Origin of the sequence: Hymenobacter puniceus, assembly GCF_014333525.1 — a bacterium.
Classification (GTDB): domain Bacteria; phylum Bacteroidota; class Bacteroidia; order Cytophagales; family Hymenobacteraceae; genus Hymenobacter.
In genome coordinates, this window is sequence record NZ_JACSCX010000003.1 from 363,527 (window position 1) to 387,951 (window position 24,425).

Consider the following 24,425-nt stretch of genomic DNA (forward strand, 5'->3'; position numbering starts at 1 on the left):
GAACGTCAAAACTACTCCTAAATAATAGGGGCTAAACGAAGAAACAGCAAAAAACGGGTACGGTGGTAGCTGGTGTGGGGTTAAATAAACATTTTCTGCCCCAGGCCACGTATAGAATCCGCCGACCAGTCTTGGCTGAATTTTGGCCCATTCACTTCTATTCTCCGCTATTCCTCCTTTCACCCATGCTCAGAAAACTTGCCCTCGCCAGCTGCCTGTTTGTTGCCGCCGCCTGCTCCACTGTGCCTATCACGGGCCGCCGCCAGCTCAGCCTAGTTTCCGACACCGAAATGAACCAAATGGCCGCCACCGAATATCAGAAAGTGCTGGCATCCAGCCAGGTGGTAAGCAGTGGTGAGCAGGCCGCAATGGTGAAGCGCGTGGGCCAGCGCATTCAGCAGGCTGTGGAAACATACTTCCGCCAGCAAAACGCGCAAACCCAATTGGAGGGCTATGCCTGGGAGTTCAACCTGATCAACGACAAGCAGGAAAACGCCTGGTGCATGCCCGGCGGTAAAGTGGCCGTGTACACCGGCATTCTGCCCATCACCCAAGACGAAAACGGCCTTGCCGTAGTAATGGGCCATGAAATTGCGCACGCCGTGGCCAAGCATAGCTCAGAGCGGATGAGCCAGCAGATGGCGGCGCAGGGCTTGGGCGGCGTGCTCTCGGCCTCGGCGGGCCAGAATCCCACGGCCACACAAAACGTGTTTCTGCAGGTAGTTGGTGCCGGCTCGCAGCTTGGGCTGCTGAAATATGGCCGCAGCCAGGAATCGGAAGCTGACCGCCTGGGCCTTATCTTTATGGCCATGGCTGGCTACAACCCCGACGGGGCCGTACAGTTCTGGCAGCGTATGGACGCCCGCGAGGGCCAGGCGTCGCCGCCCGAATTTCTGTCTACGCACCCCTCCAACGGTACGCGTATCGCCGATATCCAGCGCGACCTGCCCGAAGCCCGTAAGTACTATACTGCCCGTTAATCTTTTCGCTAGTTAGTTTCGCTATATGATAAAACCCTTCCGGCCATTCTGGCGCCTGCTGCTGGCCACAGGCCTGCTTATGGCCGCATTGCCTGCCTGTGAAACCACCAAGCGCGGTTTTCCGGAAATGAGCTCCCCTGATGGTGAAACCAGTGAAGCCAGCCGCCGCCGCCGCGAGCCAACCAGCAAACTGGTGGCCTCCATCGGCGACCGGGGCCTGATCAAGTATGAGGTGCCCCGCGAGCAGCTTTCTTTGGCGTTTATCCGGCAGTTCGGCGACGGTACCAGCATCGATAAGACGATGGTGCGCAAGGTGCAGGGCAAGCCCAAAGACCCGGCTATGTACTACCTAGTAGGGCTGGGGCTACGCAACGGTATGTTCCGCGGCATGGCTGTGCCTCTGAACCTGACCACCGACAACGACCTGTACCTGAGCACCAGTGCTTCGCGCTACATTATCAGCGGGGTGGGCTGCACGTTCTGCTTTTTCAATTTCGAAAACAACGACATTGTGGGCACCACCTGCGAGGAAAACACCGGCGGTAGCAGCTGCGACCTACGTGTGGAAAGCTCTAACACACTACTTGTAAACCGCTAGCCATGCTGAGCCGCAAGTGGATATTGCGCCTGACGCTCACCGGACTGGCCCTGCTGGTTACCACCGACCGGCGCCGCCGCCCGGCCCCTACGCCACCCGCGCCGCCGGAGCCCGATACGAAACCGGAATAAATTGCAAAGGCCCGCCCCAAAAGGCGGGCCTTTTCTGTAGCCGGAAAGCAGCGGAATCAGTGGCGTTGGTCTTCCATCTGCTCGACGAAGCGGACAATGCGGTTGAGCAGTAGGTCCGGATTCACTTTGTCCAGTGGGTGCGGCGTGTTGAAGAGGATTTCGAAAGTGGCGCGGGGCATAAAGTCCGCGAAGTGGCGGGAGGCGTCCACGCCGGCCGTTTTGTCTAGCTCGCCTACCAGCACCTGCACCGGCACTTCCAGCCCCGACAGATTTTGGGCCGTCAGCAACGGTACGTCGCCGAGGCCGCGCATAAGGCTGGCGGTGGCTGCCAGCAGCGCCGGCAGGGGAGTGGGGGCGTGCTGTAACTCCAGCTGCGCGGCAAACTGCGGAATCTTCGCCCGCATCTTCTCCGCATCCAGAAACCGGGTTTCCAGCGCCGCCGTAGCCGGCGACCAATCGAGCTTGGTGCCCAGCGTGGTGATGCTGCGAAACCGGGCCGGCGCCGCCACGGCCGCCGCCAGTGCCGCGTAGCCGCCCATGCTATAGCCAAACACGTGCGCCGATTCCCAGCCCAGCGAGTCCAGAAACTGTGTGACCTGCGCTGCAAAGTGGCGCATGGTAAAGGCGGCTTCTTCCAGCGGCTGGCCGCCGTGGCCCCCAAAGCTGAAAGTACGCACCGTGTAGTGCGCGGCCAGCTCCCGGGCCAGGGGCCGCAGCTGTTTTTCGCAGGCCAAAGCGCCGTGCAGCAGCAGAACCGGGTGTTTGGTAACGGCCTGCATACCTAGCGGACCACTTTATCAGACAGCTCAACCAAATCCAGCCCGTCGAACGTGCCCGACGACATCATGAGCAGGTTGGCCTCGTGCCAGTTCTGGGCGTGCAGGAAAGCGGCCAGCTCGCGGCTGTCGGTGAACACGCGCAGGTCGGGGCGCTGGAAGGCCTGCTGTACCGCCTCTGGCGGCAGGGCCGGCAGGCGCTTGTGCTCCAGCACGTGCGGGTTGAAATACACCACGGCTACGTCGGGCGCGTCGAAGGTGTGGGCGTACTGCGGCAGGAATGCGGGGTTGAGCGAGCTGAACGTGTGCAGCTCCAGGCAGGCTACCAGCTTGCGCTTGGGAAACTGCTTTTTAAAGGAAGTGGCCGTGGCTTTGAGCTTGCTGGGAGCGTGGGCGAAATCCTTGTACACCACCGAGCCGGCGCCTTCCCGCACCAGCTCCAGCCGCCGCGCCGCGCCCTTAAAGGAGCCCAGCGCCTCGTAGAAGTCCTTGCCCTTAATGCCCAGGCACTTGCACACTTCCTTGGCTGCCGAAATATTGCGCAGGTTGTGCTCCCCGAACACCTGCACCGGCACTTCCTCGTCCTTCTTATTGAGCAGGTAGGTTTTGCCGTCGCGAATTACATTTTCGTGCGGACCGTAGCCCACATACGTCACGTCGGGGCTGCTGGGCACCGTCACAAGCTGCACCTGCTCGTCGTCCCGGTCGTAGATAAGCGTACCGGCCTTGGGCGTCATGTCGGCAAAGATCTTGAACTGCTCGCGGTAGATTTCCTCGGTCGGAAACACGTTGATATGGTCCCAGCTGATGCCGGAAATCACGCCGACATGGTGCTGGTACAAATGGAATTTCGGCCGCCGGTCAATCGGCGACGAGAGGTATTCGTCGCCCTCAATGATGATAATCGGCGCGTCCTCGGTGAGCTGCACCATCAGGTCGAAGCCTTCGAGCTGGGCCCCCACGGCGTAGTCGAACTTGCGGCCGTGGTAGCGCAGCACGTGCAGAATCAATGACGTGATGCTGGTTTTGCCGTGCGAGCCGCCAATCACCACCCGCTGCTTGTCCTTCGACGCTTCGTAGATGAACTCTGGGAATGAATACACCCGCAGGCCTAATTCCTGGGCGCGCAGCAGCTCGGGGTTGTCGGCGCGGGCGTGCATGCCCACAATCACAGCATCAAGGTCGGCGGTTACTTTCTCCGGAAACCAGCCTTCAGCGGCGGGCAGCAGGCCCGCTTTGGCTAGGCGGCCCTTGGCGGGCTCAAATATTTCGTCGTCGGAGCCCGTGATGTGGGCGCCGCTTTGGTGCAGGGCCAGCGCCAGGTTGTGCATGATGCTGCCCCCGATGGCAATCAGGTGCAGGCGTTGGAGCGAAGAAGGAGTAGCAGTCATTCAGCGGAAAAGAATAGCAGGCGCCAAAGGTAGGCATGTAGTAGAAGCTTTGGCGGGTGTAGCTGATAGGAACAAATCAATGGCTTGACTAATAGTTTATTGCAGGTAAGCCGGTGTGTTCGGTTCGGGCACCTGAGCACTGCCTCACGGGCTTGGCCGGCCACGTGCCCTGCTGACGGCAAAGAAACCTTTTCCAGCCTTCCCGGATTGTAAAGCCCAGCCGTTAGCTTTGTACCCCTTTCCAGAAAACTGGGCTGCGGCCGAAGAAATTCTGGTCAGACCGGCCCAACCTGCTTACCTTGTAGTGCACCCCAATTGATGAACGACCGGATGGATGACCGCCTGAAACTTTCGGCCTCGCGCGCCAAAGCCGCCTGGAGCAGCCGCCCCGCGCAGCTGCCCATGGGTGGGCCCGCGGGCAAGCTGCCGCCTCAGGCGCTGGAGCTGGAAGCGGCCGTGCTGGGCGCCCTCATGCTGGAGAAAGATGCCCTCACCACGGTTATCGACATCCTGAAGCCCCAAAGCTTCTACAAAGACGGCCACCAGCGCATCTTCAAGGCCATCCTGAATCTGTTTGATAAGTCGGAGCCAATTGATATTCTGACGGTTACGCACGAGCTGCGCGAGATGGGCGAGCTGGAGCCCGCCGGCGGCGCGCACTACGTAGCCAACCTCACGTTCAAGGTCAATTCGGCGGCCAACATCGAGTATCACTCGCGCATTATCACCGAAAACGCCATCAAGCGGGAGCTGATTAACATTGCCAGCACCATTCAGCGCGACGCTTTCGAGGACACCACCGACGTATTCAACTTGCTCGACAGCACCGAGCAGGCCCTGTTTGAAGTCTCGGAATCCAACATCCGCAAAAACTTCGACGACATGCGCAGCCTGATGGGCAAGGCCATCAAGGAACTGGAAGAAAAGAAAGACCAGAAGGATGGCCTCACCGGCGTCCCCTCCGGCTTCTCGGCTCTGGACCGCGTAACGTCAGGCTGGCAACCATCTGACTTAGTGATTATTGCGGCTCGTCCAGGCATGGGCAAAACTGCTTTCGTAGTGTCGGCGATGCGCAATGCGGCGGTGGAGTTCAAGAAGCCGGTGGCCATTTTCTCGCTGGAAATGTCGTCGCTGCAGCTCGTGAATCGTCTGATTTCGGCCGAGGCCGAGCTGGACTCCGAGAAGATTAAGAAGGGAAACTTGGCCGACCACGAGTGGGCCCAGCTCAACCATAAGATTTCCAGCCTCTCGTCGGCCCCGATTTACATCGACGACACGCCCGGCCTCAGTATTCGCGAGTTGCGCACCAAGTGCCGTCGCCTCAAGGCTCACCACGATATTTCGATGATCATCATCGACTATCTGCAGCTGATGACCGGCAACACCGACGGCAAAGGCGGCGGCAACCGTGAACAGGAAATTGCCTCGATTTCGCGGGCGCTCAAAGGCATTGCCAAAGAGCTGAACGTGCCGGTGCTGGCGCTGTCGCAGCTGTCGCGCTCCGTGGAAACCCGCGGCGGCGACAAGAAGCCGCAGCTCAGTGACCTTCGTGAATCCGGCTCTATTGAGCAGGATGCCGATATGGTTATCTTCCTGTACCGCCCCGAGTACTACAAAATCACCGAGGACGAAATGGGTAACCCCACGCAGGGTACCGGCGAGGTTATCATTGCTAAGCACCGGAATGGCTCTTTGGAAACCGTGCAGCTCAAGTTCATCGGCAAGTTCACCAAGTTCGCCGACCTCGACGGGGCGGGCGGCTTCGGCGACGCCGGGGGCTTCAACCCCAGCGCCTTCCCGCCCAGCAGCTTCGACGAGCAAACCGGCTTCACGCCCAACACCATCCGGCTGGGCTCGCGCCTCAACAACGACAGCCCGCCGCCCGCGCAGCCCTTCCCCCGCAGCAACTTCGACGACGGACCGCCGCCGTTCTAAAACTTCGCTCCAAAAGCGTCAGTCGGCAACGGCTGACGCTTTTTTTTTGACGCATACGGTGCAACTCCAAACCCATCAAGCGTCTCGTTTTACATATGAAAAAATGGTTGTCGCTGCTATTTTGGCTGAGTTCCGTAAATCTCAGTGCCGCCCAAGAGTATATCAATAGTAGGTTGATGTTGGGGCGAGAATTTGCGGGGAAGTGTCTGCAGGCAGCATTAGCTGATTCTGCCCAACAGAAGGCAATTGCCAAGCGCTGGCGGTTGCCTATGGCATCACTCCCGGATACAACTGCAGCGCTAGGCGCCATTGAGCCGCTTTTATTCAGAGTGTATAGAAAAAAGGTAATCGAGCAGCAAAAGCCATATGAAATCTATCGGATAGAGGATTATTGGGTGATAAGTGGGACTCTCCCTTATGGTCACGTTGGTGGCGTTTTTATAGCGGTTGTAGACGTTAGGAACAGCCGTGTTTTAGAGTTAATACATGGTCAATAAGGCAGTTATTACAGGTTTTTAAGAAATTACCCGCATGAAAGACCTGCTGCGCCCTGACCTTGCCTTCCGTCTTACCGGCCGCCTCTGGGTGGAATCCGCCGATGACCGGTTTATGGGCATCGGGCGGCTGGAGCTGCTGCACCAGATCAAGCAGCACGGCTCCATTTCGAAGGCGGCGCAGGAAATGGGCATGTCGTACAAGCGGGCCTGGGATTTGGTGTCGTCCTTGAATGCACAGGCCACCCGGCCGCTGGTGCTCACCCAAACCGGCGGCAGGCGCGGCGGCGGCACCGTGGTAACGCCCGAGGGTGAGACCCTGATTGCGGAGTTTGAGGGATTGCAGGCGCGGTTTCAGGCGTTTCTGGCGGCGGAGTCTGAGCGGCTGTTCTGATGTATGTTTCCGCAGCAGATGCAGGAGGTTGCGCAGAGGATGCAGTAACTGACCTCTGCATCCTCTGAGGGAAAACCCAAACGCGTCATATTCGTTATATTTGGAAAAATATAACGAATGAAACACGTTACGCCTGTGCTGCTTTTGCTTCCGATAGTAGCCCATGCCCAGGCACCCGATACCACGCGGCTGGGTGAGGTGGTAGTGGCGGCATCGAGAGTGGAAGAAAGTTTTCTACAGTCGCCGGTGACGGTGGAGAAGCTGAATGCCCGGGCGCTGCAGCTTACGCCCGCACCATCGTATTTTGATGCTATTGAGCACCTGAAAGGCGTGCAGGTGATTACGCCCAGTCTAAGCTTCAAGGTGATAAATGCCCGGGGCTTCACCAACACCACCAACGTGCGGTTTGCGCAGCTCGTGGACGGCATCGACAACCAGGCGCCCCATATTGGCGCGCCGATTGGCAACGTGCTGGGGCCAAGTGACCTGGATATCAGCTCGGTGGAAATAGTGCCGGGTACGGCTGCCGCGCTGTACGGGCTGAACGCCATCAATGGGCTGGCCAACTTCAGCACCCGCAACCCATTTCAGAGCGAAGGGCTGAGCGTGCAGCAGAAAACCGGCATCAACCACCTGAACGACCCCAACAGCAGCGCAAAACTGTTTTCGGAAACCAGTGTGCGCTATGCCAAGGTGCTAAGGCCCAGGCTGGCGTTCAAAGTAAACGGCACCTACCTGCGCGGCTACGACTGGATTGCCAACGACCAGACCGAGCTGAACCCCAACGGCAACGCTTCCACTGGCCTGTTCGGCCCTGAAAACCCCGCCCAGGACCCCGTGAACCGCTACGGCAACGAGTCATCAAACCGCAGCAACCTTACGCTGGGCGGCAAAGCCTACTCGGTGGCGCGCACCGGCTACGACGAGCAGGACGTGGTAAACTACCGGCTGCAAACCATCAAGTACGACGCGGCGCTACACTACAAGCTTGGCAGCGCCGCCGAGCTGGCGTACACCTACCGTGGCTCCGTGCTCGATAATGTGTACCAGCGCAGCAACCGGTTCCGGCTGGAAGATTACCGCTTGCAGCAGCACGCCGTGCAGCTCAGTGGCCCGGTGGTGCAGGCCCGCGCCTACCTCACCCGCGAAAACACCGGCAAAAGCTACAACCTCCGCTCTATGGCCGAAAACCTGGACCGCAGCTACAAGCCCGATGCCCTTTGGAACCAGCAGTATACCGCCGCCTGGAACGCCGCCACCCAGGCCGGCCAGACCGTAGCGCAGGCCCACGTGGCCGCCCGCGCCGCCGCAGATGCCGGCCGCTTACAGCCCGGAACCCCCGAATTCAGGCAGCGCCTGACCGAGCTGGCCGACATCAACAACTGGGATGCCGGCGCGGCCCTGCGGGTGCAGGCTGATCTGGTGCACGCCGAGGGCCAGGTGAACGTAGCCGAAGCCCTGCGCCGGGGTGGTACTCCGCTGCCCGCCGCCTTCGACGTGCTGGTGGGAGCCGACCACCGCACCTACATCATCCAGCCCGACGGCAACTACTTCATCACCCCCGAAAGCGGCAAAGACCCCCTGCGCGACAACCTGACCTACGGTAAAACCGGCGGCTTTGCGCAGGCCGGAGCGCGGCTGCTGCAGCAGAAGATTCGCCTCACCGCTACGCTCCGGGCCGACAAGAACGACTACTTTCGCACCCGCTTCAATCCGCGCTTTACAGCCGTGTACTCGCCCACACGCCAGCACAACTTCCGGCTGAGCTACCAGAGTGGTTACCGGTTTCCAAGCTTGTTTGAGGGGTTTTCCAACGTGAACAGCGGGCAGGTGAAGCGGATTGGAGGACTGCGCGTAATGTCGGATGGGGTGTTTGAGAACAGCTACCTGCGCAGCTCTATCGACGCCTTCAATACGGCCGTGACGCGCGACCGGAACACCAACGGCCAGACGCAAGCCCAGGCTATTGCGGGCAACCAGTACCGTCTAATTAAAAATCCCTACACCTACCTTCAGCCCGAGCACATCCGGTCGTTGGAAGCGGGCTACAAAGCGGCATTACTGCCCGGCGGCCGGTTGCTGGCCGATGTGGACTTCTACTACAACACCTACCGCGACTTTATTGCGCAGGTGGAAGCCTACGTGCCCCTCAGTTCCAACGGCCAGGCACTCAGCCCCAGTACGGACCTCAACACCATTGCTACGGCCCTCAACACCCGCGCCGGCCAAGCCCGCTACCGCCTCTGGACTAACTCCCAAAGCCAGGTCTACAACTACGGCGGCTCCCTCGGGCTGCGCTACGACGTGGCCGGCGGCTACCTGGCCGGCGCCAGCGCCACCTACACCCGCCTCGACCGCACCGAGTCGGGCGACGGACTGGAGGACGGGTTCAATACGCCGCGCTGGACCTGCAATCTAAGTTTAGGCAATGAGAAGGTCTACCAAAACTTCGGCTTTGGGCTGAACTACCGCTGGCAGGCCCGCTACTATTCCCAAACCTTTCTGGTAACCGGCTACGTGCCCGCCTACAGTACCCTCGACGCCCAACTCAGCTACAGTGTGCCTGAACCCAATCTGCGGTTTAAACTGGGGGCCAGTAATCTGCTCAACCACTACTACACCAGCTACCTCGGGGGCCCCGGCATTGGTGGACTGTACTACCTGCAGCTCACGTACGGGTTGTAAAGGCGGGGTTGAAAGTTTCCCGGCTTGTGCGTGGCAAAGCCGACATCTGCCTGCCATCCCAGGCATACTCCCAGCATCGTCTGTCATCGTTCATGAGCTTGGCAGGCCAGCATCCGGTTTTTTAGGCCTGATGCCTTGGCAGCGGCTTTTAGGATAAGCTTATGTTTAGGGAGCCTGAGTGTGCAGAGTGGACTGCGCCACACACTTGTTAAAGTATCAGCCCTGCACTGCTGAGTTGCATGTGTGGGGAGCGAAGTAAGTTGTGGTGCAGCCAGACGCTGAAATAGCCGGCATTGGCTACAGGTTATGTTTTGGGGAATATTACGAAAGCCAGAAGCAGGGCAATCCAAAGAGTCAGGTAGACTATTGCTGAAATTTAGAATGAATCTGCATAGTTGATAAACCAGTCGTAATCCGGCTGTTCAGCGCGGGTGCTTGCTGAATATAGGATTATGAAAGGGCTAAATAGGGATGAAAGTATAACGCAAATCATCGGAAGCGCGTAAGCCCAACAGTGTGCTTCTGTAGCTCCGGCAGCCGCTTCATCACCTATATTTTCCCTTATGACTCAGCAACCTACCAACTCAGCAGCCACCGCTGGCGAGGTGGCCGCGCCGCCGCCCACTAGCTCGGTTCATCTTTCCATCAATGGCCAGCAGCATACCCTTCAGATTGCTCCCTGGACCACTCTGCTCGACGCCCTGCGCGAGTATCTGCACCTCACCGGCACCAAAAAAGGCTGCGACCATGGCCAGTGCGGTGCCTGCACCGTGCTGGTAGATGGCAAACGCATCAATAGCTGCCTTTCGCTGGCCGTGATGCACGAAGGCGAGGAAATCACCACCATCGAAGGCCTGGGCACTCAGGAAAACCTGCACCCGCTGCAGCAGGCTTTTGTCGACCACGATGCTTTCCAGTGCGGCTACTGCACGCCCGGCCAGATCTGCTCGGCCCAGGGCCTCATCAACGAAGGCCGCGCCCACACGGAAGCTGAAATTCGGGAGCACATGAGTGGCAACGTCTGCCGGTGTGGGGCTTACGTGGGCATTCTGAATGCCGTGAAGGAAGTGGTAGACACTCAATCTGCGAAGCAATAATGAACAGTTTCACCTACCACCGCGCAACGGCCGTCGAGGACGCCGTGCGCGACAAAGCCGGGCATAGCCAGTCTGCTTATCTGGGGGGCGGCACCAACCTCATCGATTTGATGAAGGAAAACGTGGAACGCCCCACGCACCTGGTCAGCGTTGGCAAGCTGCCTCTGGCCGATATTAACACTCTGCCCGACGGTGGACTGCGTTTGGGCGCTACTGCCACCAACGCCGACACGGCCTGGAACGAGGACGTGAAAAAACGCTATCCGCTGCTCAACCAGGCCATTCTGGCCGGGGCCTCGCCGCAGCTACGCAATGCCGCCACCAACGGTGGCAACCTGATGCAGCGCACCCGCTGCTACTACTTCTATGATCTGGCCACGCCCTGCAACAAGCGGGAACCCGGCTCGGGCTGCTCGGCCATTGGCGGCTACAACCGCGTGTGCGGCATCCTGGGCACCAGCGAAGCCTGCATTGCCACGCACCCAAGTGATATGTGCGTGGCCCTGGCAGCCCTGGCCCCTACGGTGCGCGTGAGCGGGCCTAACGGCGAGCGGAGCATTGCCTTCGACGACTTCCACCGCCTGCCCGGCAACCAGCCCGAAAAGGACAACACCCTGGAGCCTGGCGAGTTGATTGTCAGCCTGGATTTGCCGGCCAAGGGCTTTGAGAAGAACTTCAGCTACCTCAAGCTGCGCGACCGAAGCAGCTACGCCTTTGCCCTAATATCGGTGGCGGCGGCGCTGGAGCTGGATGGCAACACCATCACGGACGCCCGCCTGGCGCTGGGCGGCGTGGCCCACAAGCCCTGGCGCGACCAGGAAGCCGAAAAGCTGCTGAAAGGCCAGCCTGCTACAGCAGAAACCTTTGCCCGCGTAGCCGCGAAAGTGCTGGAAAACGCGAAAGGCCACGGCTCCAACGACTTCAAGGTGGAGCTGGCCCGCCGCGCCATTGTGCGCGCCCTCAAGCAAGCCGCCGAAGGCTCGCAAACCGCATCCGACGTCTTTCTAAACTCGAATCCATGAGCACGACCAACCATATTGGCAAGCCCACCAGCCGCGTTGATGGTCCGGCGAAAGTAACCGGCGCGGCTAAGTACGCGGCCGAGTTCAACTTGCCCAACCTGACGTATGGCTGGGTGGTGAGCAGCCCGATTGCCAAAGGCAAAATCACTAAAATCCACGCCGATGAGGTGCTGGCGCTGCCCGGCGTGCTCCAGATTTTCTCTCACGAAAACGTGCCGTCGTTGGCCTGGTTCGACAGGAGCTACAAAGACCAAGTGGCGCCCGGCGGCTCGCCCTTCCGGCCGCTGCACGACGCCGAAATCAAGTTCAGTCAACAGCCGGTAGCGCTGATTGTAGCCGAAAACTTCGAGGTGGCCCGTTATGCCGCTTCTTTGCTGCGCATCGAGTATCAGGAAGAAAAACACGATACCAACCTCGAAACCAAGCGCGACGAAGGCTTTGAGCCTGGCCGTGGCAAAACCGGCTACATGCCGCCGCCACCGCCCCGTGGCAACCCCGACAAAGCTTGGGAAGAAGCCCCGCACCGCATGGAGGCCGAGTATGTGCACGGCGCCCAGCACCACAACCCCATGGAGCTGTTTTCGACCACCGTGGAGTGGCGCGGCGACAACAAAATCACGGCCTACGACAAAACCCAGGGCGTTTTCAATGTGCAGGACTACCTCACCAAAATCTTCGGGTTGAAGAAGGACGACTGCCGCGTGGTAAACGAGTTTCTGGGTGGTGGCTTCGGCGCCGGCTTGCGGCCGCAGTACTCGGTATTTCTGGCCGTACTAGCGGCGCTGGAGCTGAAACGCTCGGTGCGCGTGACGCTCACGCGCCAGCAGATGTTCAGCTTCGGCCACCGACCCCACACGCTACAGTACCTTAAGCTGGCCACCAACTCTGATGGCACCCTGGCTGCCCTACAGCACCACGCCCTCCACGAAACCTCGCAGTTCGAGGATTACACCGAAAACGTGGTGAACTGGAGTGGCATGCTCTACCAGTGCGAGAACGTGAAGCTGGGCTACCAGATTGCCAAGCTCGACACCTACACGCCCCTGGACATGCGCGCGCCTGGCGCCGCTACCGGCTCTATCGGGCTGGAAATTGCCATGGACGAAATGGCCTACGAGGCCGGCCTCGACCCGCTGGAATTCCGTTTGCGCAACTACGCCGAGCGGGACCAGAACCTGGATAAGCCCTTTAGCAGCAAAAAGCTGCGCGACTGTTACCACCAGGGCGCCGCCAAGTTCGGCTGGGAGAAGCGTACCCAGGCCCCGCGCTCCATGCGCGACAAAGACGGCAAGCTGGTGGGCTGGGGTGTTGGTGGCGGCGTCTGGGATGCTACCCAGCAGAAGTCGGCGGCCAAAGCCAGCATCACCGCCGACGGGCACCTGACGGTATCCAGCGCCTCGGGAGAAAACGGCACCGGCACCTACACCATCATGACGCAGATTGCGGCCGAAACACTGGGCTTGCCCATTGAGGCCGTGACCTTCAAGCTCGGCGACACCGACCTGCCCGAAGCCCCGCTGCAAGGTGGGTCCTGGACGGCCGCCTCGGTGGGTACCGCTGTGAAGAACACCTGCGAAGCCCTAGGCGAAAAGCTGCTTAAGCTGGCTCAGAAAATGGACGACTCGCCCCTGAAAGGCGCCAAGCTGGAAGACGTGGAGTTTGTGAGCGGCCAAATCCGGCTGCGCACCGACGCCAGCCAGTCGGTGGTGCTACGCGACGTGCTGCAGGCCAGCGGCGAAACCAAGGTGGAAGCCGACAGCTCGGCCATGCCCAACATGGTCAAGCAGAACGGCTATTCCCTGCACTCCCATAACATCGTGTTTGCGGAGGTGAAGGTAGACGAGGAGTTGGGCACCGTGCACGTAACACGGGTGGTGAATGCCGTGGCCGCCGGCCGCATCCTCAACCTCAAAACTGCCCGCTCCCAGGTATTGGGCTCGGTGGTGTGGGGCATCAGCATGGCCCTGATGGAGGAAACGGTGATGGACCACAAGTTCGGCCGCTACATGAACCACAACTTCGCCGAGTACCACGTGCCCGTCAACGCCGACATCCACGACATCGACGTGCTGTTTGTGGAGGAGGAAGACGACATCGTGAACCCGCTGGGCGTGAAGGGCATCGGGGAAGTGGGCATGCTGGGCGTGGCCGCCGCCGTGGCCAACGCCGTGTACCACGCCACCGGCAAGCGCGTCCGCGACTTACCCGTAATGATTGACAAGCTGCTGTAACCGCCGCCGCTTGCTGTAACGCAAACCGCCCCGTAACCGTGAGGTTGCGGGGCGGTTTTTTTGTGTGGGACTATTTAACTGCTCGAATATGCGTAGTGCGGGATTTTAAGGTGCTTTACTATCAAACCGCCACTTTGTTTATTAATTGCACTAAGTTAAAATTTACAGATTTGCCCCGCATTACGTGTATTTATTGTTGCCAGTTTTTTCTTTTTAATCTATTTCAAATTCTTGCATTGTTTTATAAAAGCTTCTTTCCCATAAGCAGGTGGAACATGGTAAGCAATATATCCATATTCACTTTCCAATAATTCTTTTAATTCACTTAGAACCAGTTCCTCCTTGATTGAGTCTTGGTACATATTTAATCCGAAAACCAAACTATTGTCTTCAAAGTAGTAAAGAGTTAATGCTCTAAATTCAGATTCAGTTGTCGAACGAAAACTTGGTCGAAAGAGAATTTTATTTTGACTATCCAAAAAATTAAATAAATCGGATTCTGATTTAAAAAATATTGATGGTTGATTCTCTGCCTGGTTTGAGTCATTCCAAAATTCAAATTGCCCATCTTGCTTACCCAGCTGATAGCTCCTGTTCAGTAGGTACTTATCAAGTGCTTTTAACACATTCTCTTTTTTTCGGTTGTTTGCTAATACATATATATATGCATTCATATTTTTTGAATTGATGGTAACATTCCTGTTGCCGAAAGTGGATAACACGTCCAAGTTGCGGTTATAATTCTACCGCAGGCAATATAAGCTAAACTCCCTACTGCACCACCCGCCTTCCCCGCCACAACGCCCACAGCCCCAGCGCCGGGCCGAGGGCCAGGGGCAGCAACAGCAGCTGAGGCGGCAGGCGCGGGGCCAGCCAGCCGGTGAGCTGCACGCTGCCGATGGTGAGGGCAAACCCCAGGCAGTTGACGATGGTCAGGGCCGCGCCGCTGTTCGTTCTGAGGTAGTAACTATGGCTAGAGCTTCTTAAGCATCTCGGCGGCGTTGGTATTCTGCGGGTTCAACTCCAATGATTTTTTGTAGTTGGTGGCGGCTAGCTGCTTGTTACCCGAAACCAGATAGGCTTCGGCCAAGCTGTCGAAGGCGTTGCCGCTTTCGGGGTGCAGGGTGGTGTTGAGCTTGAACACTTCCAGCGCCTGCTGCTGGTTGCCTTGGCGCAGCAGGGTGTAGCCCCAGCTGTTCAGGTCGCTTTCCGAGTGGCGGTAGGTGATTTCGCGCTTTTTGAGGTCGTTGGTAGCAGCTACGGCGTACCGCTGGCTGCGCTGCAGCAACCCCAGGTTTTTCTCTTGGCCGGGAATACGGGTGTAGCCTTGCGCAATGGCACTGACTACCAGCGCCGGGTTATCGGCAAAAATGTAGTGGCCGCTGCCGTAAGCTGTAATGCCTTCGCGGTTGGGCTGCGCCGCCACAAACTGCTGATGGCACGCTTTCCAGCGCGCCGCATCGGCCGCTATCGGCGAAAAAGGCTGCTCAGCTACCAGGTCGATAACAGGAATGGTGGCGGGAAACGGCGTTTTGCGGAGCAACGCCACAGTAGCAGGGTAGTTGCTGGTTTGGTAGTAGCGGCCCCGGTGCTCGGTTTTGTTTTTGGCAATATCGGCCTGCATATCGCGCATCATACCAGCCAGAAACTCATCGGTGGTGTAGCAGGCCGTCATGGCATCCAGCAACACCACCGATTTCACGGCGGCGGGGTTTCGGGCGGCGTAGAGCGTGCTGTAAAAGCCGCCGTAGGAGTGAGCCACCAGCATCAGCTGCTTACCGTAGCCCAGCTTTTTGAGGCCGGTTTCCAGGGCCATTACGCCTTCCAGCACCCCGTGTTTGGCATCGTTTAGCTCGCGGGTGTTGGTTTCACTTTTGCCAAACCCGGCCCGGTCGTAGGTGATGAGCGGGGCCCCGGTGATGGTGGCTAGCGGTTGCAGCAGCTCCTGCCACACCCGGGCATCGTCGCCGCCGCCCGCCTCAAACACAATCGGCACGCCCTGGCCCTTGGTGATAATGAAATGCAGCCGGTAGCCGCCGACATCCACTAAGGTATCAAGGGTTTGCGCGTAAGCACCTTGGGTAAATGATAAAATAGCGCTGATAAACAAGATGATGCGTAATAGCTTCATGAGGTAAATGTGAGAAGTGAAATGGAGTTAATAGCAAGTCTATGGATAGCATCTGGCGGCGTCCGGTTGCAAGCAACATACCCGGCAATCCGCCGCCAGCCAAAATAGTAGTGCCCACCAGCGACAGCAGCTTCGAAACACAACCAGAATACTTGGCAAGAATCGTCGTCAAGGAGCCTCTTTCAATGTCCCAGGCTCCCGAAGGCATTGCTGCAGTTGGGCTTGGTTTGGAGGGCGAAATAAGCAACCGATTTGCGGAGTGCTAATCCTGTACCCACACCAAGCTAGTAGCGGCTATTATACCTCTTTCGTCCGCCGCCCGCGCCACAGCGCCCACAGCCCCAGCGCCGGGCCGATGGCCAGGGGCAGCAGCAGCAGCGGAGGCGGCAGGCGCGGGGCCAGCCAGCCGGTGAGCTGCACGCTGCCGATGGTGAGGGCAAACCCCAGGCAGTTGACGATGGTCAGGGCCGCGCCGCGTGATTCGGCGGGAGCGTGCCGGGCCACCAGGGTGGAGAACATGGGCGAATCAGCCACCACTACCAGCCCCCAGAACGCCAGAAACGCCACCAGCCCCACCACCGAGCCCCCGCCCAGCACCAGCCCCGAAGCCAGGCAACACGCCCCCGACAGCGCCAGCGCCGTGGTGGCTACCTGCGTAGGACCCAGTCGGCGGGCCAGCAGCCCTGCGCCCACGCAGGCCAGGCTGCCCCCGCCAATGATGCCGAACGAAAGCAGCGGCACCGGCAGCGCCGACGTCGGGTGCCGCGCCTGAAAGCCAGCCAGCACCACCGGTACAAACGCCCAAAATGCGTACAGCTCCCACATGTGCCCAAAGTAGCCAAATGCCGCCGCCCGAAACTCCGGCTGCCGGAACCCCGCCAGAAACGCCGTAAAGCGGGGCCGCTGCCCAGGCCGACGGTAGGGCCCATTGGGTACGAGTAGGAGCATAGTCACCCCGCCCAGCACCGTCAGCGTGGAGGTAGCCCCTGTGACATAGTACCACGGCAGCTGGCCCGTGAGGCTGCGCAGCAGGTGCGGAAACGCCGTGCCCAGCACCAGCGCCCCCACCAGCCACCCCAACGAGCGACCCAGCCCTTCCTGGTAGTAGTCGGCCGCTATTTTCATGCCCACCGGGTAGATGCCGGCCAGGAAAAAGCCCGTCAGGAAGCGGCAGGCCAGCAGCCCTTCGGCCCCGAGGCCGTTCAGGTGCACGCCCAGGTTGGCCGTGGCCGCGGCCAGCGCACTCACAAAAAACACCCGCGAAGGAGAAAAACGGTCGGCCAGAGCGAGCAACGCAAAGAGCAGGGTGCCGCTGATAAAGCCCAGCTGCACGGCGCTGGTGAGCGAGGCCACAAAGCCGGCCGGCAGCTGAAACCGCGCCGCCAGCTCGGGCGCTACGGCATTGCCGGCAAACCACAGCGAGGTGCAGCAAAACTGCGCCCCCACAATGGTGGGAAGAATACGGGACATGCGAATCGGGTGGGAGAGAGGCAGGCGAGAGAGACGCGAAAGTACCCAAATCAGCCGACTGGCTTCACCGCCGCGTTTCTTACCTAACATCATGGCCCCGAAGTGTTGGGCTGGGTACCTTTGAGTTATGGAAGCAGTCTAGCGCATCCTGCTGATAGAATGTTATGTTGATAGAGCGTCATGCTGAGAGAATATTATGTTGATAGAGTGTCATGCTGAGCCTGTCGAAGCATCTCTACCGCTTCGTTGCAAGGGTAATCCAACGAAGCAGTAGAGATGCTTCGACAGGCTCAGCATGACGTTCGAACGAACTGACCCAACGTCAGCAATGCCGGGGCGCAACCCTTCGCGTCTCGGCATTGCTGACGTTGTTTACCAAACGGGGTGTACCTGATGCAGTGCCGACCGTTCAACGACGCGACGCGAAGGGTCGCGTCTCCACCTTCCGATAACGTCCTCATTTAGCTTCCATGAACTCCCTGCAAGACCTCCACAAAACCGCCAGCAGCTTCCAGACCACCGCCAAAATGCCCGTGCTGTTCGTGGGGCACGGCTCTCCGATGAACGCGCTGGCCGACAACCCGTTCACCCAAACACTACATCGGCTGGGACTAGATATTCGCAACCGGCAGCCGCCGCGGGCCGTGCTGGTGGTGTCGGCGCACTGGCTCACGCGCGGCACCTTCGTAGCCATAAACGAGCGGCCTGAAACCATCCACGACTTTGGTGGCTTCCCTGAAGAGCTATTTGCCATGCAGTACCCCGCGCCCGGCGCGCCCGATGTGGCCCAAGAGGTGCTGCAGGCCCTGCCCGACGCCCACCCCACCGACGAGTGGGGCCTCGACCACGGCACCTGGACGGTGCTGCACCACATCTTCCCTGAGGCCGACATTCCGGTGTTCCAGCTCAGCATTGACTACCACCAGCCCCTGAACTACCACGCCGGGCTGGCCCGACAGCTGCAGTTTCTGCGCCGCCGGGGCGTGCTGATTGTGGGCAGCGGCAACATCGTGCACAACCTGCGCCAGAGCATGCCCAAGCTTATGCAGGGCGACCCCACGCCCTACGCCTGGGCCGCGGAGTTCGACGAGTGGGCGAAAGCCAAAATCAACCAGCGCGACCTGCACGCGCTGGCCCATTTCCAGCAGGCCGGCGCTAGCGGCCCCCTGGCCGTGCCCACCCCCGACCACTACATCCCGCTGCTCTACAGCTTGGCATTGGCCGAACCCGACGACGATATTCGCCACGCCTACGAAGCCGTAGAATACGGTGGCCTGAGCATGCGCACGTTTGTGGTAGGGTAGTAGGCCAGGTTGGCTTTATTCAGCTCATATCATTCTACTATCCGTCATGCTGAGCGAAGCCAGAGGCGAAGTCGAAGCATCGCTACTGTTTCGTTGAATTACGGCTGCAACGAAGTGGTAGAAATGCTTTGGCAAGCTCAGCGTGACAAGCGGTAGTTGGGGTTCCTTAGGGCATCAGGCAACTTCCGCCCTTCGGCTGGCATCTATCGGAGCGCAAGCCTCTACCTTGTGCCCTCTATGCGCCATATCCTTCTACTGACTATCAGCCTGACTGCGGCCGCCGCCGCCGCCCAGACTCCCGCCACTACCTACCGTGCCACCGAGCGTAAAGTCAACGACCTGGTGCATACCCGGCTGGACTTACGTTTCGACTACGCCAAGCGCTATGCTTACGGCAGGGAATGGGTGACGCTGAAACCCCACAGCTACGCCACCGATTCTCTGCGGCTGGATGCCAAGGGTATGGATATTAAGGCCGTAAGTCTGGTGCGGAACGATGTGCCGCAGCCGCTCAAGTACACCTACAACCAGCGCAAACTGCTGATTCAGTTGGGGCGCATGGTGCCGGCCGGAGAGGCGTACACCATCTATGTAGAGTACACGGCCAAGCCCGACGAGCTGGACATCAAAGGTAGCGCCGCCATTGGCGGCGCTAAGGGCCTATACTTCATCAACCCCGACAGTGCCGTGGCCGGCAAGCCGGTGCAGATCTGGACCCAGGGCGAGACGGAAGGCAGCTCAGCCTGGTTTCCGACCATCGATAGGCCCAACCAGAAAACCACCTCGGAAATCAGGTTGACGGTGCCCAGCAAGTACGTCACGCTCAGCAATGGTTCTCTCGTCAGCCAGACGCCCGCCGGCCCCGGCCTGCGCACCGACACCTGGAAGATGGACCAGCCCCACGCACCTTATTTGTTCATGCTGGCAGTGGGCGACTTCCGCAAAACCACCGATACTTGGCGCGGCAAGGAAGTGAGCTACTACCTGGAGCCGCAATACACCGCCCAGGCGCGCACCATTTTTGGCAAAACGCCGCGCATGCTAGAGTTCTTTTCCGAGCGCCTCGGCGTGGACTTTCCGTGGAACAAGTATGCCCAGGTGGTGGTGCGCGACTACGTGGCCGGGGCCATGGAAAACACGTCGGCTTCGCTGTTTGGGCCCCAGGCCCAGGGCTCGGCCCGCGAGCTGCTCGACTGGGAGTACGCCGGCGTGGAGCGGGAAATTGCGCATGAGCTGTTTCACCAGTGGTTCGGCGACTACGTGACGGCCGAAAGCTGGAGCAACCTGACCGTAAATGAGAGCTTCGCCAACTTTTCGGAGGTGCTCTGGGCCGAGCACGCCTACGGCCCCGACGCTGGCGCGGCCCAGGCCTACCGCAGCCGCCGCACCTACCTGGGCAACCCCGCCAACTACACGGTGCCGCTGGTGCGCTTTCAGTACGCCGACAAGGAAGACCTGTTCGACAACGTAACGTACCAGAAGGGCGGCAGCATCCTGAACATGCTGCGCAGCTACTTGGGAGAGGCTGTATTCTTCAGCGGCCTGAAAACTTACTTGACCCAGAATGCCTTTGGCACCGGGGAGCCGCACCAGCTGCGGCTGGCGCTGGAGGCAGCCTCGGGGCAGGATCTGAACTGGTTTTTCAACCAGTGGTACTACACTGCCGGGCACCCGGTCGTCACGATTGACTACGCCTACGATGCCACCCGCCGGGAGCAAGCCGTGACCATCAAGCAAACCCAGGCCGGCCAGGTGTTTCAGCTTCCCATTGCCGTGGATGTGTACTTGAACGGCAAGCCCCAGCGCCACCAAGTGATGCTGCGCCAAGCCACCGAAACCTTCCGCTTCCCGGCGGCCAGCAAGCCGGAGCTGGTAAACGTGGACGCCGAAAAGGTGCTGCTGTGGCAGAAAACCGACAACAAGCCGCTCACGGAATTTGCCTACCAGTACCGCCACGCCCCGCACTACATGGACCGGCGCGAAGCCCTGGCCGCCGCCCAAACCCAGCCCAACGAGGCGCTGGCCCGGCAAACCCTGCTGGCTGGCCTCACCGATACGTCGCCGTTTCTGCGGGTTTTCGCTATTGAAGCACTCGATCTGAAAAACGCCGCCCTGCGCAAGGCGGCCGCGCCTGTCCTGGCCCGGCTGGCCGCCACCGACACGGTGGGACAGGTGCGCGCGGTGGCTCTCACGGCACTGGGCACCCTGCAGGAAAAGCGGTACACGAAAGTGTTCGAGCAGGCGCTGGCCAACCCCTCGTATCGGGTGCAGGGAGCCGCGCTGCGCGGGTTGCTGCCGCTGCAGCCCGCACAGGCGCTGGCGCGCGCCAAAGCCTTCGAAGCCGACAACAAAGGCGCCCTGACCGTGGCACTGGTGGAGGTATATGGCAAGGCGGGCAGCGCCGCCGAATGGCCCCAGATTCGTGCTAAGTATGACGCCGCAGAGCCAAACGGCCAGTTTGAGATGTTGTCTGGCATCTTCGACATCCTGGGCCGCCTCGACGACCCCACGGCCCTCACTGAAGGCATCACCCGCATCAAAAACCTCACAGTGCGCTTTAAGCCCTACGTGGATGCTCCCCGCCTCATTGGCCTACTCCGGCAGATAGAGGTGCAGCAAGCCAGGCGGCCCAACGCGGCATTGGTAGCGCAGCAGGTAACTGCTGCCGTAGCGGAAATTGAGGCGGCGAAGTAGATAAAAAAGTGTGCAGGCGTGACTTTTCGTGCCTGCACACTATTTCGGCATCTGGATGTATTCTGCAATCAGCTAATGTGCAACCGAAGTCCGTCCGTCAACCATTCGGGGGAAAGCTACAAGTGGCCGAATGCAACCGATTGCAGGAGTACAAGAAGGGCCCGTTGGGAAATACAGCTGCGCAAATCAGCAGGAATAGCAGCCGATTTTGGTGTTTGCTGAAATCCCGCAACTTCCAGCCCGACAGTAACCTTGACTTCAATAAACCAGTACGTCTGACCTTCACCCGGCTGAGGCGCGGGGCCGCCCTACCGGAAATGGCCCGACCTTTGGCGGGCGCCACCCGGCGCACCCCAACCGGAGGCTTTACTGTATATGCGAAGAATCGTATATTAAGTGAGGCCTGAGCTTGAAGTTTATGACGCAGGAACAATTACGCTTAGCAGCGGCCAACGCCCAGCGCGCCCCGTGGAAGAAGTTCGGCCCCTACCTTACTGAGCGCCAGTGGGGCACGGTGCGCGAAGATTACTCGGCCGAGGGCAATGCCTGGGACTACATCACCCACGACATGGCCCGCAGCAAGGCCTACCGCTGGGGAGAAGAAGGCATCGGCGGCATCAGCGACGACCGGCAGCTGCTGTGCTTTGCGGTGGCCCTTTGGAACGGCAAAGACGAGATGCTCAAGGAGCGCCTGTTCGGCCTTACCAACGGCCAGGGCAACCACGGCGAGGACGTGAAAGAGCAATACTACTACCTCGACAGCACGCCCACGCACTCCTACATGCGGATGCTCTACAAGTATCCGCAGCGCAAGTTCCCGTACAGCAAGCTGGTGCGCGAAAACAGCCGCCGCACCCGCCTGGAGCCCGAATACGAGCTGCTCGACACCGGTATCTTCGACCAGAGCCGCTACTTCGACGTGTACGTGGAGTACGCCAAGGCCGGCCCCGAGGACGTGCTCATCAAGCTGACGGTGCACAACCGCGGCCCCAAGAAAGCCAGCGTACAGCTGCTGCCCCAGCTCTGGTTTCGCAACACCTGGAGTTGGGACCACAAGGCCACGCGGCCCATCATGCGCCAGTCGCAGCCCGGGGCGGTGCACGCCCAGCACCCCGACCTGGGCCACTACCACCTCTACTGCGAGCCGCAGGGCAGCGCCGAGCCGCCCCAGCTGCTGTTCTGCGAAAACGACACCAACGGCGCCCGCCTCTACGACCTGCCCGCCGAGGGCCGCCACTTCAAAGACGGCATCAACGACTACGTGGTATACGGTACTACCGAGGCCATCAGCGCGGAGCAGGAAGGCACCAAGGTAGCCGCCCACTACCAGCTGAGCGTGCCGGCCGGTGAGGCCCGCACCGTACGCCTGCGCCTCAGCCAGCCCTGGCAGGACGCGCCGTTCGCCGATTTCGACCACCAGTTCTACTTGCGCCAGACCGAGGCCGACGACTTCTACAACTGCATTCAGGAAAGCCTGCCCGCCGATGCCGACGTGCGCAACGTGCAGCGGCAGGCGTTTGCGGGCATGCTCTGGAGCAAGCAGTTCTACTACTACGATGTGAGCCAGTGGCTGAAAGGCGACCCGGCCGTAAGCAAGGCGCCCGTCAGCCGCCGCGCCGGCCGTAACAGCACTTGGCACCACCTCTACAACGCCGACATCATTTCAATGCCCGATAAGTGGGAGTATCCGTGGTATGCGGCCTGGGATTTGGCCTTCCACTGCATCCCGCTGGCCATGGTGGATACCGAGTTTGCGAAAGAGCAGCTGCGCCTGTTCACCAAAGACCGGTACATGCACCCCAACGGCCAGCTGCCGGCCTACGAGTGGAATTTCTCCGACGTGAACCCGCCCGTGCACGCCTGGGCCACCTGGCGCGTGTACCAGATGGACAAAAAGCTCCACCATGGCCTCGGCGACACGGTTTTTCTGGAGGGCATGTTCCATAAGCTGGCCCTGAACTTTGCGTGGTGGGTGAACCGCAAAGACAAGAGCGAGCGAAACATCTTTGAGGGCGGCTTCCTGGGCCTCGACAACATCGGCGTGTTCGATAGGAGTGCGCCGCTGCCCACCGGCGGCTTCATCGAGCAGAGCGACGGCACCAGCTGGATGGCCATGTTTGCGTTGAACATGATGCGCATGGCCATGGAGCTGGCCAAATCCAACCGCGTGTACCAGGAAATGGCGGGCAAATTCTTCGAGCACTTCCTCTACATTGCCGATGCCATGACCCGCGGCGGCGACGGCGAATTCAACCTCTGGGACGAAGAAGACGGCTTCTACTACGACGTGCTCCACACCCCCGACGGCGTGCGCACCAAGCTGAAAGTGCGCTCCATTGTGGGCCTGATTCCGCTGTTTGCGGTGGAAGTGGTGGAGCAGGATATTCTGGATGCGCTGCCCGAGTTTACGGCCCGCGCCACCTGGCTGATTCGGCACCGGCCCCACCTGGCGCAGCTGGTGAGCCGCTGGCAGGAACCCGGCAAGGGCGCCCGCCACTTGCTGGGTTTGCTGCGCCGCCCGCGCCTCAAGAAGCTGCTCGCCCGCATGCTCGACGAAACCGAGTTCCTGTCCGACTACGGCATCCGGGCCATGTCGCGCTATCACTTGCAACACCCCTACGTCTACAGCACCCCCGAAACCGACTTCACGGTGCAGTACGTGCCCGGCGAGGCTGAAAGCAGCATGTTTGGGGGCAACAGCAACTGGCGCGGCCCCCTCTGGATGCCCATCAACTACCTCATCATCGAGTCGTTGCAGCGCTATTATTTCTACTACGGCGACAATTTCAAAATAGAATACCCGACTGGCTCCGGTAGCTTGCTCAACCTGCAGCAGGTAGCTGAGGCCCTGGCTGGCCGCCTCACCAAGCTACTGCTCAAAGACGAAAACGGCCGCCGCCCTGCCTTCGGCAATTATCAGCTACTGCAAACTGACCCGCATTTCCAGGACAATTTGCTCTTCCACGAGTACTTCCATGGCGACGCCGGCCACGGCCTCGGCGCCAGTCACCAAACCGGCTGGACTGGCCTGGTGGTACGCCTGCTGCAACTCAGCGGCCACTAAACTTACCAGATGTATCACCAAAACAGCG

General features: G+C 59.9%; 18 protein-coding genes. 13 read left to right on the top strand and 5 right to left on the bottom strand.

Annotation, left to right across the window (positions count from 1 at the left end; translation table 11 throughout):
- Positions 1–185: 185 nt before the first annotated feature.
- Genes H8B14_RS10265 through H8B14_RS21110 form a run of 3 tightly spaced genes read left to right on the top strand, consistent with a single transcriptional unit; the run spans position 186 to position 1,709 of the window.
- Positions 186–980: a M48 family metallopeptidase gene (locus H8B14_RS10265; RefSeq protein WP_187315545.1), complete on the top strand. Its 795-nt coding sequence runs from the start codon at positions 186–188 to the stop codon at positions 978–980.
- A 25-nt stretch (positions 981–1,005) separates the two neighbouring features.
- The gene (locus H8B14_RS10270) at positions 1,006–1,578 is read left to right on the top strand and encodes a hypothetical protein (protein ID WP_187315546.1); all 573 of its coding nucleotides are present in this window, start codon (positions 1,006–1,008) and stop codon (positions 1,576–1,578) included.
- A 2-nt stretch (positions 1,579–1,580) separates the two neighbouring features.
- A complete protein-coding gene (locus tag H8B14_RS21110; RefSeq protein WP_261989962.1) occupies positions 1,581–1,709 on the top strand; it encodes a hypothetical protein in 129 nt (42 codons plus the stop codon).
- A gap of 56 nt (positions 1,710–1,765) precedes the next feature.
- Here the strand turns inward: H8B14_RS21110 and H8B14_RS10275 are convergent, their stop codons facing one another.
- The gene (locus H8B14_RS10275; RefSeq protein WP_187315547.1) at positions 1,766–2,488 is read right to left on the bottom strand and encodes an alpha/beta fold hydrolase; all 723 of its coding nucleotides are present in this window, start codon (positions 2,486–2,488) and stop codon (positions 1,766–1,768) included.
- A gap of 2 nt (positions 2,489–2,490) precedes the next feature.
- On the bottom strand, positions 2,491–3,876 hold the full coding sequence (locus H8B14_RS10280; protein ID WP_187315548.1) for a UDP-N-acetylmuramate--L-alanine ligase: 1,386 nt from the start codon (positions 3,874–3,876) through the stop codon (positions 2,491–2,493).
- A gap of 402 nt (positions 3,877–4,278) precedes the next feature.
- On the opposite strand from H8B14_RS10280, the gene dnaB reads away from it, so the two are divergent.
- The 7 genes from dnaB (at position 4,279) to H8B14_RS10315 (ending at position 13,734) form a co-directional block, all read left to right on the top strand.
- Positions 4,279–5,811, top strand: a complete 1,533-nt coding sequence (gene dnaB / locus H8B14_RS10285) for a replicative DNA helicase (RefSeq protein WP_261989990.1) — start codon at positions 4,279–4,281, stop codon at positions 5,809–5,811.
- 95 nt (positions 5,812–5,906) lie between these two features.
- On the top strand, positions 5,907–6,308 hold the full coding sequence (locus H8B14_RS10290) for an NTF2 fold immunity protein (RefSeq protein WP_187315550.1): 402 nt from the start codon (positions 5,907–5,909) through the stop codon (positions 6,306–6,308).
- Between the two features lie 34 nt (positions 6,309–6,342).
- The gene (locus H8B14_RS10295; protein ID WP_187315551.1) at positions 6,343–6,699 is read left to right on the top strand and encodes a winged helix-turn-helix domain-containing protein; all 357 of its coding nucleotides are present in this window, start codon (positions 6,343–6,345) and stop codon (positions 6,697–6,699) included.
- Positions 6,700–6,816: 117 nt separating this feature from the next.
- A complete protein-coding gene (locus tag H8B14_RS10300) occupies positions 6,817–9,384 on the top strand; it encodes a TonB-dependent receptor (protein ID WP_187315552.1) in 2,568 nt (855 codons plus the stop codon).
- Positions 9,385–9,947: 563 nt separating this feature from the next.
- Entirely contained in the window at positions 9,948–10,481 is a 534-nt protein-coding gene (locus tag H8B14_RS10305) for a (2Fe-2S)-binding protein (protein WP_187315553.1), read from the top strand.
- Positions 10,481–11,503 (top strand): FAD binding domain-containing protein, encoded by a 1,023-nt coding sequence (locus tag H8B14_RS10310; protein ID WP_187315554.1) that lies wholly within the window; start codon positions 10,481–10,483, stop codon positions 11,501–11,503. Before H8B14_RS10305 ends, H8B14_RS10310 begins: the two co-directional genes overlap by 1 nt.
- Positions 11,500–13,734, top strand: coding sequence for a xanthine dehydrogenase family protein molybdopterin-binding subunit (locus tag H8B14_RS10315; protein WP_187315555.1), 2,235 nt, complete (start codon positions 11,500–11,502; stop codon positions 13,732–13,734). Before H8B14_RS10310 ends, H8B14_RS10315 begins: the two co-directional genes overlap by 4 nt.
- Before the next feature lie 218 nt (positions 13,735–13,952).
- Here the strand turns inward: H8B14_RS10315 and H8B14_RS10320 are convergent, their stop codons facing one another.
- The 3 genes from H8B14_RS10320 to H8B14_RS10330 form a co-directional block, all read right to left on the bottom strand.
- Positions 13,953–14,456: a hypothetical protein gene (locus tag H8B14_RS10320; protein WP_187315556.1), complete on the bottom strand. Its 504-nt coding sequence runs from the start codon at positions 14,454–14,456 to the stop codon at positions 13,953–13,955.
- A 251-nt stretch (positions 14,457–14,707) separates the two neighbouring features.
- Positions 14,708–15,865 (bottom strand): alpha/beta fold hydrolase, encoded by a 1,158-nt coding sequence (locus tag H8B14_RS10325; RefSeq protein ID WP_187315557.1) that lies wholly within the window; start codon positions 15,863–15,865, stop codon positions 14,708–14,710.
- Positions 15,866–16,162: 297 nt separating this feature from the next.
- Positions 16,163–17,335 carry an MFS transporter gene (locus H8B14_RS10330; RefSeq protein ID WP_187315558.1) on the bottom strand — a complete coding sequence of 391 codons (1,173 nt, stop codon included), beginning with the start codon at positions 17,333–17,335 and terminating at the stop codon, positions 16,163–16,165.
- Between the two features lie 470 nt (positions 17,336–17,805).
- On the opposite strand from H8B14_RS10330, the gene ygiD reads away from it, so the two are divergent.
- From ygiD to H8B14_RS10345, 3 genes are all read left to right on the top strand, one after another.
- On the top strand, positions 17,806–18,639 hold the full coding sequence (ygiD, locus tag H8B14_RS10335; protein WP_187315559.1) for a 4,5-DOPA-extradiol-dioxygenase: 834 nt from the start codon (positions 17,806–17,808) through the stop codon (positions 18,637–18,639).
- 237 nt (positions 18,640–18,876) lie between these two features.
- The gene (locus tag H8B14_RS10340; RefSeq protein ID WP_187315560.1) at positions 18,877–21,333 is read left to right on the top strand and encodes a M1 family aminopeptidase; all 2,457 of its coding nucleotides are present in this window, start codon (positions 18,877–18,879) and stop codon (positions 21,331–21,333) included.
- 418 nt (positions 21,334–21,751) lie between these two features.
- A complete protein-coding gene (locus H8B14_RS10345) occupies positions 21,752–24,397 on the top strand; it encodes an MGH1-like glycoside hydrolase domain-containing protein (RefSeq protein ID WP_187315561.1) in 2,646 nt (881 codons plus the stop codon).
- Positions 24,398–24,425: the final 28 nt, after the last annotated feature.